The sequence below is a fragment of the Gemella bergeri ATCC 700627 genome (assembly GCF_000469465.1).
GTDB classification, from domain to species: Bacteria; Bacillota; Bacilli; order Staphylococcales; family Gemellaceae; genus Gemella; species Gemella bergeri.
This window is the reverse complement of sequence record NZ_KI271875.1, coordinates 36910-51821: the sequence shown is the minus strand read 5'-3', so window position 1 is coordinate 51821 and position 14912 is coordinate 36910. Positions and strand designations below refer to the sequence as shown.

At 28.8% G+C, this 14912-nt stretch carries 18 protein-coding genes; 13 read left to right on the top strand and 5 right to left on the bottom strand.

Annotation, left to right across the window (positions count from 1 at the left end; translation table 11 throughout):
• Nucleotides 1–117 precede the first annotated feature (117 nt).
• Both HMPREF1983_RS07330 and HMPREF1983_RS07835 read right to left on the bottom strand, forming a co-directional pair.
• A complete protein-coding gene (locus HMPREF1983_RS07330) occupies nt 118–492 on the bottom strand; it encodes a hypothetical protein (RefSeq protein ID WP_021753689.1) in 375 nt (124 codons plus the stop codon).
• A complete protein-coding gene (locus tag HMPREF1983_RS07835) occupies nt 467–640 on the bottom strand; it encodes a hypothetical protein (RefSeq protein ID WP_162790165.1) in 174 nt (57 codons plus the stop codon). Before HMPREF1983_RS07835 ends, HMPREF1983_RS07330 begins: the two co-directional genes overlap by 26 nt.
• Before the next feature lie 127 nt (nt 641–767).
• Here HMPREF1983_RS07835 and HMPREF1983_RS07325 point away from each other — a divergent pair, with 127 nt between their 5' ends.
• The 6 genes from HMPREF1983_RS07325 (at nt 768) to HMPREF1983_RS07305 (ending at nt 3661) form a co-directional block, all read left to right on the top strand.
• Nucleotides 768–1166, top strand: a complete 399-nt coding sequence (locus tag HMPREF1983_RS07325) for a hypothetical protein (protein WP_021753687.1) — start codon at nt 768–770, stop codon at nt 1164–1166.
• Nucleotides 1163–1546 carry a hypothetical protein gene (locus tag HMPREF1983_RS07320; protein ID WP_021753686.1) on the top strand — a complete coding sequence of 128 codons (384 nt, stop codon included), beginning with the start codon at nt 1163–1165 and terminating at the stop codon, nt 1544–1546. The genes HMPREF1983_RS07325 and HMPREF1983_RS07320 overlap by 4 nt, the downstream gene beginning before the upstream one ends.
• Before the next feature lie 184 nt (nt 1547–1730).
• A complete protein-coding gene (locus tag HMPREF1983_RS07765) occupies nt 1731–2057 on the top strand; it encodes a LexA family protein (protein ID WP_021753684.1) in 327 nt (108 codons plus the stop codon).
• Nucleotides 2058–2312: a LexA family protein gene (locus HMPREF1983_RS07760; RefSeq protein WP_021753683.1), complete on the top strand. Its 255-nt coding sequence runs from the start codon at nt 2058–2060 to the stop codon at nt 2310–2312. It abuts the gene before it with no gap.
• 113 nt (nt 2313–2425) lie between these two features.
• A complete protein-coding gene (locus HMPREF1983_RS07985; protein ID WP_021753682.1) occupies nt 2426–2857 on the top strand; it encodes a DUF6978 family protein in 432 nt (143 codons plus the stop codon).
• A gap of 24 nt (nt 2858–2881) precedes the next feature.
• The gene (locus tag HMPREF1983_RS07305) at nt 2882–3661 is read left to right on the top strand and encodes a DUF1828 domain-containing protein (RefSeq protein ID WP_245576435.1); all 780 of its coding nucleotides are present in this window, start codon (nt 2882–2884) and stop codon (nt 3659–3661) included.
• A gap of 139 nt (nt 3662–3800) precedes the next feature.
• Here the strand turns inward: HMPREF1983_RS07305 and lysS are convergent, their stop codons facing one another.
• A complete protein-coding gene (lysS, locus tag HMPREF1983_RS07300; RefSeq protein ID WP_021753680.1) occupies nt 3801–5303 on the bottom strand; it encodes a lysine--tRNA ligase in 1503 nt (500 codons plus the stop codon).
• A gap of 161 nt (nt 5304–5464) precedes the next feature.
• Between lysS and HMPREF1983_RS07295 the strand changes: the two genes are divergently transcribed.
• The 3 genes from HMPREF1983_RS07295 to HMPREF1983_RS07285 all read left to right on the top strand — a co-directional run bounded on the left by HMPREF1983_RS07295 (nt 5465) and on the right by HMPREF1983_RS07285 (nt 9364).
• Complete coding sequence (locus HMPREF1983_RS07295) at nt 5465–6385, top strand: TDT family transporter (RefSeq protein WP_040461321.1); 921 nt, start codon at nt 5465–5467, stop codon at nt 6383–6385.
• Nucleotides 6386–6614: 229 nt separating this feature from the next.
• Nucleotides 6615–7937 (top strand): APC family permease, encoded by a 1323-nt coding sequence (locus HMPREF1983_RS07290; protein ID WP_021753677.1) that lies wholly within the window; start codon nt 6615–6617, stop codon nt 7935–7937.
• Nucleotides 7938–8266: 329 nt separating this feature from the next.
• The gene (locus tag HMPREF1983_RS07285; RefSeq protein ID WP_052526616.1) at nt 8267–9364 is read left to right on the top strand and encodes a low temperature requirement protein A; all 1098 of its coding nucleotides are present in this window, start codon (nt 8267–8269) and stop codon (nt 9362–9364) included.
• A gap of 16 nt (nt 9365–9380) precedes the next feature.
• Here HMPREF1983_RS07285 and HMPREF1983_RS07280 read toward each other — a convergent pair whose 3' ends face one another.
• A complete protein-coding gene (locus tag HMPREF1983_RS07280) occupies nt 9381–10028 on the bottom strand; it encodes a GDSL-type esterase/lipase family protein (protein WP_040461320.1) in 648 nt (215 codons plus the stop codon).
• A gap of 196 nt (nt 10029–10224) precedes the next feature.
• Here HMPREF1983_RS07280 and HMPREF1983_RS07275 point away from each other — a divergent pair, with 196 nt between their 5' ends.
• On the top strand, nt 10225–10740 hold the full coding sequence (locus HMPREF1983_RS07275; RefSeq protein WP_021753674.1) for a GNAT family N-acetyltransferase: 516 nt from the start codon (nt 10225–10227) through the stop codon (nt 10738–10740).
• A gap of 77 nt (nt 10741–10817) precedes the next feature.
• Nucleotides 10818–11966 (top strand): MFS transporter, encoded by a 1149-nt coding sequence (locus tag HMPREF1983_RS07270; RefSeq protein ID WP_021753673.1) that lies wholly within the window; start codon nt 10818–10820, stop codon nt 11964–11966.
• Between the two features lie 148 nt (nt 11967–12114).
• Here HMPREF1983_RS07270 and HMPREF1983_RS07265 read toward each other — a convergent pair whose 3' ends face one another.
• Nucleotides 12115–13260, bottom strand: a complete 1146-nt coding sequence (locus tag HMPREF1983_RS07265; RefSeq protein WP_021753672.1) for a pyruvate kinase — start codon at nt 13258–13260, stop codon at nt 12115–12117.
• 176 nt (nt 13261–13436) lie between these two features.
• On the opposite strand from HMPREF1983_RS07265, the gene HMPREF1983_RS07260 reads away from it, so the two are divergent.
• Nucleotides 13437–14600, top strand: coding sequence for a M20 metallopeptidase family protein (locus tag HMPREF1983_RS07260; RefSeq protein WP_021753671.1), 1164 nt, complete (start codon nt 13437–13439; stop codon nt 14598–14600).
• Entirely contained in the window at nt 14593–14874 is a 282-nt protein-coding gene (locus tag HMPREF1983_RS07255) for a peptidase dimerization domain-containing protein (RefSeq protein WP_021753670.1), read from the top strand. The genes HMPREF1983_RS07260 and HMPREF1983_RS07255 overlap by 8 nt, the downstream gene beginning before the upstream one ends.
• Nucleotides 14875–14912: the final 38 nt, after the last annotated feature.

The window sequence follows — 14912 nt, the reverse complement described above, 5'->3', positions numbered from 1 at the left end:
TTCTCATGCCCCGTATTTGACACAGAGCCATAAAAATATACAGAATAATGGGCGGTGTGTCTATCCCGTCATCTCTTATACCTCTTGGGTGCGTAGGAACACTAAATCTCTACTTCATTATTCTTCTTTAATATCATTATATCTTATTTGTTGAGAATTGTAAAGAATTTTTGTTTTTCCTAGCACCCTTTTTAATCTTTTATCAGATATTCTAAAAGCGGTAATAATAGAGTATTCTTTTTCAGAAGTAGATAATTTGATTACTACATTTATATTATTTTTTTCATCATTCAAAATAAACAAAGCTGTGTTAAAGTTTTTATTGTCTCCTAAATCGGGGTGTCTTTCTAAAATGTGATCCAACCTTTCTTTCCGTAAAATTACATTTCCTGAAGTAATATTCCCAAATTCATTTTTTAAGCTCTTATAAATTTCATCGTCTATCAAAATTTTAGATATTATATCTTTAGAGGTAAGGATAAATTTTTCCACTGATTTTCTCCATAAATTCATTTCTGTACTTTTTGTAAGTAGTTTGCTTCATATGGAAAAACTTCTTAATTTCCTCTTTGGTAAGGTACGGAACAGAAAAATCAACTTTATTAAGCACTGCCATATCAATATTTAACTCTATTGTCATTTTAATCATCTCCTTTCATATTTTCTATGTTATAATTACCTCAAAGGAGGTGAATTATAATTTATATATCTCCTGCTTTTTATTGTTTAAAGTTTTGTGCTATAATTAGATTACGGAGGTAAAAATTATGTTATTAAATGTCTGGTCACACGTTGCAAATTTTAGTATTCTATTAGCCTATGTAAGTATATACTTGACTTATAGGACTTTTAAAAATACTAAAAATATTCAAATTCAAATTAACAAGAATACTAATAGACTTCTTTTACTAAAAGATAAAGAAGAATTAATATCTTCACTTGAAAACTATATAAAGCTTATTAAAGAACAATCTAATGACTTTCAATTATGGAAAAATGATATATATGCTACTCTTGTAGATATAGAAACATCCCACGGAGAAATATTAAACTGTGCTAATGAAGAATATTCATCATATTTTAAAAAAAGATATATAGACAACCAAGAAACTATTAGATTACTTACCAAACTTAAAAATTCAATTAAAAAGGAGTGTTCAATATGACTCAATTCAACGAATTTGTAGCAAAATTGATAAATAAAACCATACACAACAAAATAACTTGGAATGAATTAACTTATGTCCCTAATGAAATTGTTGAAATGGTGTCAGAAAAATCAAACAAATCTCTTGTATTTAATCTTCAAACTAAAACTAGCAATGAAAATATACTTGGTTTTTTTACTGCGAATAACAACATAAGTATTTATATTTTTAAAGATGCGCCCAACTTATTATTTTTAACAGATGGGAAATATAAAAATATCAAATCAATAGCTATTGACAGTAACCTAATGTTAAAGCTATATAAAACTATAGAAACTTTATATAATAAGGACCAAGCAACTTTAAACAATATGATTAACAGCTTTTTTAACGATTAATTTCTTTGGTTATTATTTTATTTGCAACTCTATAATTTGTTTTTAAATCCTCTTTAATCTTGTTAATAATTATATATTGATATATATTTCCTAATATTGATAAAATTAAAGGAATTAGTATTATTACCATACACATTTCTATTCCCTCCTTTCTTTCCTTGAGCAATAAGGGAGTTTTTGGTTGGTGGCTAGTAATATTCAATATTATATGGAAAAAAGAGGAATGAATGCAAAAGGATTTGCTACAGAACTAGATTTTAAATATACTACTGTATTAGATTGGTTAAATACAAAAACTTATCCTAGAATTGATAAAATAGAGATAATGGCTAATTTTTTCGGAATTGAAAAATCAGACTTAGTTGAAGAAAAAACAAAACCCAATCCAAAAGGAATAAAAATACCAGTATTAGGAATAGTTCCCGCAGGTGTGCCGATAGAAGCGGTAGAAGATATATTAGACTATGAGGAAATACCGCAATCGTGGGCGAATCAAGGCGAATTTTTCTGATTGAGAATAAGCGGAGATAGTATGCTGCCAGACATTACCGATAATGATATTGTGATAGTTCGGCAGCAATCAATGGCGGATAACGGAGATACGGTAATAGCACTTATTAATGGTGATGTCGCCACTTGTAAGAGGTTTCAACGTCAAACCAATGGAATAATGCTAATACCAAATAATAGCAGTTATCCTACTTATTTTTACTCAAATGAAGAAATAGAAAATCTTCCGGTAAAGATAGTAGGTAAAGTTAGTTGAATTAAGAAGAAAATATTAGGGAGGTAGAAATTTAAAACATATTAAAAAGGAAGTAGGAAGAAAGGAGAATTAATGGAATTATACCTTACAGACAAAGAAGCAAAAGAACTGTTATGTTTTTCAAATTCATATTTGAAAAACATAACAGAACAATTAGAGAAGATGAAAAAACACACGGAGATATACTTATTCAATCCACTAATGGAGATAAATTTATTTTATCGTATAAATACTCATTAAGAAACAAAGTATTTAACTTCAGAGAAACAAAATATAACTATACATTATTTAGAGTCAATCTAAACAACAGTTTTCACAAAAATGCAAACGGAGAAAAAATAAAAGGCAATAGAATAAATATATTTTCAGAACAAGAATACCTGGACAAAAACGATGGACAAACCTATTATAAAGCATATAGCTTACCGTTTAATGAAATTAAAAATACAGATGACTTTATAGAAATGTTAGACATCATAATAAAATTTTCAAACACCGATAAAAATGATAATCTCACTATACGAATCCAAGAAAATCTTATATAATAATATATGAAGGAGGTGTTAGTTATGATAAACATCACTGAAATAAAAGAAGAATATATGAATTACATAAGTAAAAATACCCATATGAACTTATTAGCAGGTGATAGTTATGAAGTTAACACCCTATATACTAATGCATATGGAGACGGTATTTCTTTTACTATAAAATATGATGGAAACCACTATATATTAACAGATGATGGTTTTACTCTTTGGGAATTACAACTAAACGGAATTGACTTGACAAAGAAAAACAAACGTTATCAATTATTAAAATCAATCTTAAATTATAATGGATTAGAATTATCAGGAGAAGAAATTATCAAAAAAACCAAAAGGCAAAATTTAGGTCAAGCTATTCATGACATGACTCAAGTATTACTTAATGTTTACGATTTGTCATTATTGCACCCTCAAACAGTTCAATCACATTTTTTAGATGATGTACGAGGCTATTTTGACGGTAATACAGACTATAACGTTTTTCCAGACTTATCCATAACTGGAAAATCAAGAATAGAACATAAATTTAATTTTTTAATGATGTCAAAAGGAAAATACAAATTAGTTCAAGTTCATAATAAAATAACAAAAGATAAGCTACACTTCATTCTAGCAAGTTGGTTAGATACAACAGAAAATCGAATAAAAAGTTACGGACGCAACGAAAGTTTATCAATCATCATTAGCCCAGATGGATACCAAGAATTAAAAGAAGAATATCAAGAAGCCCTTAGTGAATACGATATAAACATTATTAACTTTGAAGATAAGAAAAAATTAAAAACTCAATTAGGAGCATAAGAAAAAAGTTTGTATAATAAATACGGGGCATGGAAAAAATTCCATATCCCGTATTTATTATACAACCTAAAAATCTTGCGGATATTTTGCGTATATTTTTTATCCTAAGTCATGAAATCCTTTTAATATCAACGTTATTTTACTTATTTTTCATATATGGGAACAGCAATACGTCACGGATTGATGCGGAATTTGTAAGCAACATCACAAGTCTGTCAATACCAATTCCTAATCCTCCGGTTGGTGGCATACCATATTCTAATGCTTCTACAAAATCTTCATCCATTTCATAAACTTCCTCATTACCTGCATCTTTTTCATCCATTTGGTCTAAGAAACGTTGTTTTTGATCAATCGGATCATTCAATTCACTAAACGCATTAGCATGTTCACGACGCACGATAAACAGTTCAAATCTATCCGTAAATCTCGGATCATCTACATTAGTTTTTGCTAATGGAGAAACTTCTACAGGATGCCCATAGACAAATGTTGGTTGAACTAAGGTTTCTTCAACAAATGTTTCAAAAAATTCATTAATAATGTGACCGACTTTCATATCTTTTCTTACCGGTACATTATGCTCTTTAGCTAAAGCATGAGCTTTTTCGTCTGTCATTTTTTCCCAGAAATCAATTCCTGTTACTTCTTTAATAATATCAACCATATGTACTCGACGCCATTTTGGTGTCAAATCAATCTCATCTTCACCATAGGTGATTTTGGTTGTTCCATGAATTTGTTCACAAATATAGGCAATCATTGATTCTGTCAAATCCATAATATCATTGAAGTCCGCATATGCTTCATACAACTCTATCATTGTAAATTCCGGATTATGTCGTGTTGATACGCCCTCATTACGAAATGCACGTCCTATTTCATATACTTTTTCCAATCCGCCTACAATAAGTCGTTTTAACGGTAACTCTAAGGCTATACGCATAAATAACTGCATATCCAACGCATTGTGGTGTGTTACAAACGGTTTTGCCGCAGCTCCTCCGGCGATACTGTGCATCATAGGTGTTTCAACTTCTAAATAACCACGTTCGTTTAAATAACTACGCATAATTTGAATAATTTTTGAACGAAGGATAAAAGTTTCTTTACTTTCACTATTCATAATTAAATCAACATAACGTCTTCTATAACGTTCTTCAACATCTTTAAGACCATGAAATTTGTCAGGTAAAGGACGTAATGCTTTTGTCAAAATTTCAAATTTATCAGCTTTTACCGATAATTCACCTACGTTTGTTTTAAACAGTATCCCGCTAACTCCGACAATATCCCCTAAATCTAATGTTTTAAAGTATTCATAACTATCTCCTACTCTATCTTGACGTACATAGATTTGAATTTGTCCTCCTAAATCTTGGACATGGGCAAACCCCGCCTTACCTTTTCCACGTTTTGTCATTACACGACCTGCTATTGTTACAGAGATATTTTTTTCAGAAAGTTCTTCTTTACTGTATTTATCATACTCATTCACAAGTTCACTTGATAAATGTGTTCTTTCAAATTTTGTACCAAATGGATCTATACCATTTTTACGCATTGCATCCATTTTTTCACGACGCACAACCATTTGATCATTTAATTCAAGTGCATCATTTACTTTGATTTCTTCTGTCATGTTGTGTTCCTTTCTAGCTCTTTTTTATCTAATCTTTTCCACATAAACACTATTATAACACATTTTAACCGTTTTTTGTTACCCTTTATTATTATATTTATTGAATTTTTTTATTTTCTGGTTTATAATGGCATTAAAATTATAAAGTAAAGGTAAAAAACATGAAATTTATTAATAAAATCCCTATACCAATAGCCGGTCTGGCTTTAGGGAGCGTAGCGCTGGGAAATCTTTTAGCAACGTATAGTTCCCTATTACAATTATTTTTTAGTCTGATATCACTAATTATCATTATATTATTAACGATTAAATTTTTTATTACTCCTAAAATATTAAAATCGGAATTTACTAATCCCTTAATAGCCACCGTATTCTCTACTTTTCCCATGTCAATAATTTTACTAAGTACATACTTTAAGAAATACTTTGGTTCCCCAATGAGTGTTATTTGGCTATTCGGTATTGTATTGGATATTTTTGTTCTTTGTTTCGTTGTTAGTAATTTTTTGATTAAAAAACAAAATCTTAAATTTATTTTTCCAACATGGTTTATTACATTTGTAGGGCCTGCGGTTGTGACTGTTACAGCTATTTCTTATAATCTTGAAATACTGGGCAAAATATTTTTTTGGTTCTCGTTTATTAACTATATTATTTTAATACCTTTTGTATTATATAGGGTATATGTGTATAAAAAATTAAATGTTTCCGCACTTCCCACCCTAACTATTTTTTCTGCACCGGGTGGACTGCTACTTGCAAGCTATGTGATTGGAATTACTAATAAATCAGAACTGGTTATAAAGATTTTATTAATTCTCTGCTTTATATTTTATATGTTTGTTCTTATCCAATTACCTTTACTACTAAATAGGGAATTCTATCCCAGTTACTCAGCTTTTACTTTCCCGCTAGTTATCTGCGGAATGGCTTTTCAAAAAACCTATAATTACTATTATAATACGGAAAATAATTCTCTCATTCTAAAAATAGGAGTATATTTCAGTGAAGCATTAGCTACTATTATTGTAATATATGTTCTATATAGTTTTATTAAACATATTTTTAAATTTGGAAAATAAGTTAATTAATTTATTTTTAATTAACTTATTTTATTTTTTAATATTATGATGTTAGATTTAAGTTAGATAAATTAACATAAATTTGACTTTAAGTATTGTTTAGTCTTCAAAAATAATATATAATATACTTGCAAGAAAACATTTTCAAATTTTTGTGCTAATGACGGAAACTATTTCACATTAAATTTTTGAATATGTATTTTATTTTTTTATAGAAGGAGATTTATTTATGAATGATTTAAAAAAAGATATCGGTTTCTTCGGGGCTTTCTCGACAGTTGTTGGAGTCGTAATTGGTTCCGGAGTGTTTTTTAAGGCAGCCGTTATTTATAAAACTACCGGCAATGTCAGCCTTGGTTTACTTGCTTGGATTTTAGCCGGTATAATTAGTATTTGTGCCGGACTTACCACAGCAGAATTAGCTGCGGCTATTCCCGAAACCGGCGGAATGATTGTTTGGGTAGAACGTGCTTATGGAAAAACTATGTCTTATCTACTTGGTTGGGCCCAAGCTGTTATCTATTATCCGGCGAGTATAGCAGCAGCATCGGCTATTTTTGCTACACAATTTACCAATTTATTTCATATAGATAAAAAATATTCTATTCTTGTCGGAGCTTGCGGAGCAGCGACTGTTACTTGTTTAAACTTATTAGGCAGTAAGGCTAGCGGTCGTATTCAAACAGTAGCAACTATTTGTAAATTAATACCTATTATAACAATTATAGTTTTCGGTTTATTGCAACCTAATCCGACAACGGTAGAATTTTTACCTACCGGTTCCGGTAACAGTTCACTAGGTGGTGCATCTCTATCGGCTGTAGGTGCAGCCCTGCTTGCGGCAATGTATGGTTATGACGGTTGGATTAATGTTGGTACCGTAGCCGGAGAAATGAAAGATCCAAAACGTGATTTACCAAGAGCAATTTTATACGGTTTACTAGTTATCACCGCAATATATTTACTTATCAATGTTGCTTATTTAATGACTATGCCAATGGAACAAATCGCCGGAAATGGTAATGTTCCTAATGATGTTGCAACAAAATTATTCGGTTCTTATGGCGGTAAGATAATCACTATCGGTATCATGATTAGTGTTTACGGTACTATGAACGGTTTTACTATGACCGCTATTCGTGTCCCTTACGCTATGGCTATGAAAGATCAAATACCGTTTAAAAATATATGGATAAAACTTAACAGCTTTTCTATTCCTTATGTATCTGCTCTTGTTACACTTGTACTAACCATTGCAATGATGTTTACAGGAGAGTTCGACACGTTAACAGACTTCTTGCTGTTTACAATATGGATTTTCTTTATTTTGACATTTTTCGCTGTATTTGTTCTTAGAAAAAAAGAACCTGAATTACCAAGACCTTATAAAGTTCCATTATATCCAATTATACCTATAATTGCTATTGTTGGAGGAGCATATATTGTCATTGCCGCTATTATAACTCAATTCACATTAGCAGTGAGCGGTGTTGCATTAACATTAGCCGGTTTGATTTTTTACACAGAAACACATAAAAAATTTAAAAAATAATAACTAATTGTAAAGAGATTAATTTTAAAATTGAATTTTTTAAACTCAATTAATTTAAAATTAATCTTTTTATTATTAAATATTTTTTAAAAATTATAGCACTTGATGGTTTCCCCTCTAATTCAGTAAATAATTCTGACACTTCCATTACAAAATTACATTTCATATTCTCAGACAAAACACCATTAAATATATCTCAATTACTTTACTACTCTTCTAACTGAATATTCTATATAATTTGACTTCCCATATTTTTGGATATATTATTTAGGTTCAATTTTTTAAAAATTTTTGATACAATATAATTATAAAACTTGAAAGGAGCGGCTATGAATAATTCTTCGAATAAAACTCTAAAAAAAGAAATTAATATAACTGAATTACTATATGATTTTATTTTTTCTTTTGCTTTTTGTAATATTTTTAATATAATTCTTGGTAATTATAACTCTTCATTAGGTTTTAATTTTTTTCTTTCTTTTCTTTTTATATTTATTATTTTTGTAAATACTTGGAATATTGAGATGATTCATATAAATCGTTACGGGAAAAATTCTTTATTTAATATTGTTTTTATGATTATTCAAATTTGTGTTTTAATAATAACATTGAATAATATTGATACTTATCACTGGGACATATTATACAAAAATTTAATATTGTATTTAACTGTATTATCTTTTATACTTACTGTTCAGCATACTATTCAGTATTTTATCGTTACCGATCTTATAGAAAAAAAGATAACTGAGCCTTTTATTTATATTCTTGGCGGTCGTACTTTCGGTTTATTTTTGGGTATTATTTTACCTCAACCATACTCATTATTATTTATTATGATTGGTTTCTTTACAAGTTGGCTACTTCCCAGTTTTATCTCACGTTCACTTCATGCTAAAACCATTATTTTTTCTCATGTTGTTAAACGTTGTTTTATTTTTACAACAGGTTTATTTAGTTCTATTATTATAAATAATTTTATTACTACCGTACCAAAAAATTGGTTTATTATATTTGTTAACATCGCTTTATTATATCTATTTTATCAAATAAATATCGAACGTTTTATAGATTTTTCCCTAACTAACCAATCGGGAAATAGTTACCTGTATCATAATTATTTTATTATACTGGGATTATGTATTATTAATTTTACACTTCCAAAACTAACCGAAAATAAATTGTTTTTATTATTTATAACGGGAGTTTTCTTCTTTTTAATCGGTAATCTTTGGCAAAATCAATACAACAAAAAAGGCTATAAATATTCTAAATATTTTTTTGCAATTATTTTTCTAATTTTTTTACTTGGTTCACTACTGAGCATAATATTAAATTATTCATTGATTGTTATACTTCTGACTATTATTTTTATATTATTATCTTATTTTATTTTCAACATAAAAAGAACTAATCCTAAGTTATAGAATTAGTTCTTTCCCATTATCTTGCTTCTTCATAGTCTAATATTTCTGATACTTTGCTGGCAATATAACGACCTAGTTGCTCATGATTTTTTTCATCTAAATGAATACAATCTATTAGTGATGCTTCCGCTACTCTTGCTGCATTTAAAAAATCTACTTCATATTTATCGCTTATTTCTTTAAATGTCTGTGATAAGAATTTAGATTGTTTTAAGCTATTTTCATCAAATTCTCCAAAAGAACTTTGTCTTTCAACTATTTCATCACGTAAATAAACCGGAGAAACAACTAAGATTTTCGGTATTTTGTATCCCTCCACTAAATGTGGATTTCTTATATATTTTATAAATTCTTCCATACCTCGTGCCAAATGTTTTGCACTAGGATTAAATTGTTTTTTTAAATCATTAGTCCCTAACATTATAATAACTAAATCAACAGGTACATGACTAAGCATTAAAATCGGTAATGTATCCACTCCACATCTTACAGGTACTATAGTATCTTTTGCCGTAATTGTTCTGCCGCATAGTCCTTCTTCTATTATTTCATCTTCTGAACGAATTTCAGATAAAATTTTTGTCCATCGTTTTTCCATTCTTAAATTATCATCTCCGGGTACCAAGCCCCAAGTATTACTATCTCCTATACATAAAATTCGCATTATTACCTCCACCTTTTAAGCATCTTTATTTTAAAACTTACATTTATTCTATCAAATAGACTATTAAAAATCAATATCCTTAACATTATAATTTTTATTTAATAAAAATGCAGCTGTTAATTAATAAAAATTTCATCATAACCTCATATATGCTATAATAGTATTAAATTTTTAATCCTATACTAAAGGAGATAATATGATTAAACTTATTGAACCGACTATCGAACTTAAAGATGAAATACTATCATATAAACAAGAATTTATTTATAATAATGAAACTATTCATGGTGGTTTAAGTCTTGAAGAATATGAGAATATAACTGATTTTATTAAAAGTTTAGAAAATTATAAACATAAAAAAACCTGCCCCCAAAATTTTGTTACAGCTCATACCTTTCTTATTATGAACGACGATCATCTTGTAGGTATTATTAATACCCTCCACGACTTAAATGATTATCTATTTAAACATGGAGGACATATTGGTTATAGCATAAGAAAAAGCGAGCGTCGAAAAGGGTATGCCAAGGAAGCATTAAAACTTGGTTGTGAATTTTTATTTAATGAAATTGGATTAGAAAAAATTCTCGTTACCTGTGACAAGAAAAACATTGCCTCTAAGAAAACTATAGAAGCAAATAACGGAATATTCGAAAATGAACTACAAGAAGACGAGCGTACTACTTTAAGATATTGGATTAGCAAACTTTAATTAATACTTTTTCCTTGACCTTAATTCTTATTTTTTTTATAATTGGTAAATGTATAAAAAAACTTTAGGAGATTAATATGAAATTAAATAATATCGCTAAGTTTTCTTTAATTAGCATTTCTATATTACTTATGTCGCATTTAGCCATTTCTCCGGTTATTCCGAATTTGTATAATTTATATCATACAAAAAATTCTAATATTGGACTAGCTTCCGTTGAAAGTTTAGCGACTATTCCTGCGATGATGATTACTATTTTTGTTTTGATAAGTAATATTGTTATAAAATATCTTGGTAAAAAAAATACGGTTCTTCTCGGACTTATTATTATTTTCTTTGCGGGATTGACACCGATTTTTACCACAAATTTTAAAATAGTTCTTATTAGTAGACTTCTTTTAGGGGCAGGTATCGGATTATTTAATTCTTTATCTATCAGTATGATTAGTGATTTTTTTGACGGCGAAACTAAAGGAACAATGATTGGAATGAGAACGGCATTTTTAAATATCGGTAAGGCCCTCACTACATTTATTTCCGGATATTTACTAATATTTGGTACACAATATATTTTTCTGGTATATTCACTGGCACTACCTATATTTTTCTTATTTTTAATATTTGTTCCTAACACCGATAACGAAATCAACAAAAAAGTAAGTGTGAGATTTCATAAAGAAACTGTTATTTTAACTTTGTTAACATTCTTTGTTGGAATTTGTTATATGGGTGCTACTATAAAAATTCCTACTCTTTTAACAGGAAAATATTTTTATTCGCCGGATGTAACAAGAAATTTACTAACCGTTTTAGCTATTAGCGGAATTTTCTCAGGATTTTTATTTGGTAAACTGGTCAAAAACTTTAAAAATTTAACTTTAACCATTATGCTCGGTTTTATGACTGTTGGTAGCTTTATTTTTGCTGTATCAAATAATACCTTACTATTCTACATTGCTGCGGTTTTAATAGGAATTAGTTTTGTCGGCACAATGTCATTTAATTTCTTTTATATTTCTAAAAAATTAGAAAATAAATTTATTAATTTTTCAACAAGTGTTCTGTTGGTTGGTGGAAATATAGGGGTTATTTTAACACCGCTAGTGCTTACCAAACTACCGGAAAAATTACATTTAGAGCCGTTTATTACACCATTTTACATAACTTCAATAATTATGCTTATATGCTCTATTATAAGTTATTTTAGTTTGAAAAATAGCAATTAAACAGTTTTTAATTAAAATTAACTGTAAGTATAAAAGAACAAAATACCCCAAAAAACTTATCTAAGTTTTTGGGGTATTTTTATGCTCTGTACTTATTATAACAACCTGAATTTTGTATGCTAATTCACCATATTTAATTGTTAAATTTTTATACTTCTCTTATATTAACAAAATCTGTTGGTGGTACATCTTTTTTCCCGAGATCCGGTTGACCTGCTGTTATTAAAATAAAATCACCCTTTTGTGCCAAATCTGCTTTTTCAGAATAGCTTGTTGCATATTTCAGCATTTGCTCTGTAGTTAACGTTTTTTCTTCTATAAAAGGAACTACACCTCTTGTTAAAGCCAACTGCCTTGCTTTTTGTTTATTTGAAACTACCGCTAAAACCGGAACTTTAGGTCTATATCTTGCAATAAATTTTGCTGTTTGCCCGGATTTTGTATAAGTTACAATATTTTTCACTTCAATAGAATCCAACAGATGTTTTATAGAAATTGCGATAGCATGGGCTATTCCCATTGTATGATTTCTATACTCATTATCTTCTTTAAAAATATCTTGTTGTTCTATATAATTAATAATTCTGTCTACTGTTTCTAACGCTTCTTTCGGATAACTTCCTATTGCTGTTTCTTCTATAAGCATTATAGCATCTACTCCGTCAATAATAGCATTAGCCACATCTGATACCTCAGCACGTGTCGGACGTGGATTATAAATCATAGAATGTAACATCTGTGTTGTCAAAATTACAGATTTCATAGAATTATTAGCTTTTTGAACTATTTCTTTTTGAACACTTGGGAGATTTTGGTATGGCATTTCCATTCCAAGTTCATCTCTATTAATCATAATAGAATCAGCAAAACTTATTATTTCATCAATATTTTCATAGGCTTCCTTACAATCTATTTTTACAATCAAACCTATATTTTCTTTATTATGTTCTTTTAAAATTGCTTTTACTTTTCTTATTTCATCTAAGTTACTAACAAAAGGACAAGAAATAAAATCAACGTCTTGTTTACATGCAAATTCTATATTTTTCTCTTCAATTCTAATTAATTTATATTTACTTTGAGCATATATATGATCTAAATCGTATATAATAGCTGTATTAACATCGTTTTTATCTCGTAATTTTTTTACCTCTTCTATTCTTCTAATATTTTCCTCTTCTTCTCCATAGTAATTGTCTATTAATATTGCATCAACATCATTTTTTATTATGTCTTCTAAAATTTTTTCTGTACTATTTCCTAATGTTGCAATTACTTTTACTTTTCTTACCATAACAATTCCACCTTATAACAAAACATTATATAGAAAAATTATAACACATTAGATGATTAATTTCTATTCTTTGTAATAATAACATAGATAAAATTTTATCACTAATATTATTTTTTAATATATTCATCTGCTATTTATGTTATAATTGAATTTATATAACATTTTAAGGAGATTTTATGATTACTACATTAATAAAAAATGAAATAAAAAAATATTTTCCTGAAATCATCAAACTACGTAGACATTTACATAAATATCCGGAAGTATCATTCCAAGAAATAAAAACTTCCCAATTTATTGAACAATATTTAAAAAATATCGGTATTACTGATATTCGTACACATGTAGGATTAAATGGAATTGTTGCTCGCATTAAAGTACCAAATAGCAAAAATACTATAGCTTTTCGTGCTGATTTTGATGCACTTCCGATTAATGACGCTAAAAATACTGAATATAAATCTACTATTCCGAATGTAATGCATGCTTGCGGTCATGATGGCCACACTACCGCACTACTGATTACTTGCAAAATACTCATGAAAAATATTGATAAACTTACCAGTGATGTTGTCGCAATTTTTCAATATGGAGAAGAGCAAGCACCGGGTGGTGCTAAACCGATGATTGATGACGGTTGCCTAGTTGATGTAGATGCGATTTTTGGTGCACACCTATGGACACCGCTTCCACTAGGTACACTTGGATTTAATTATAAAGAACTTTGTGCAGCAGCTGATAGATTTGAAGTTAAAATCACTTCTAAAAAATATGCAAATATTATAGGTGCTGAGTTTGTTAGTCTTACACAGCAAATTGTTTCTCGTTTTTCCAAACCTCGTGAAACCCTTGTTATTACCTTGGGAAAATTTGAAAGTACAAAATCATGTGCAAGTATTACAGGAACTATCCGTCATTTTAATAAAAAACTTCACAAAACTGTGCTAAATAAATTAAACAGATTATGTAAATCATTAGAAAGTGAATATCTGGATACAACAATAAAATTTATTTATTATGGTGGTTATCCCCCATTGATTAATCACAAAAAAGGTACGGAAGAAATTCTTGTTAAAACAAAAGATATTCTACCTGAACTGAATTTACAAAAGGTTGAACCATTAATGATCGGGGAAGATTTTGCCTATTACTTAGAAAATGTCCCCGGTGCGTTTTTCCTGATCGGTGCAGGAAATAATACTTTTGCTCAATATCCACATCATCATCCAAATTTCGATTTTGAAGAACGTGTTATGCAATATACTGCAAGTATTTTCCTAAATCTTGCCTTTAACGCCGACGAAATAATACAAAATTTAAAGGAGAATAGCAATGAATAAATGGAAGCTAACAATAATCGGAAAAGGCGGTCATGGTGCTGAACCTCATAATACAATAGATGCAACTGTTATAGTAAGTGAATTCGTAAGAAAAATATCAAAATATCCCGAAATTGATATTCTCTCAATTTCAAGTGGCAATGCCTTTAATGTTATTTCAGAAAAAGCAGAAGTTATAATACAAACCTCTTCTAAAGATATAATAGAACGGATTATCTCATCGTTGTTGTTATATTATGGCGATAAAACGTCCTACAAATTAATAAAATGGTAAAAGTTTTATTACAAAAACTGACTATTGGGCGAAAATTT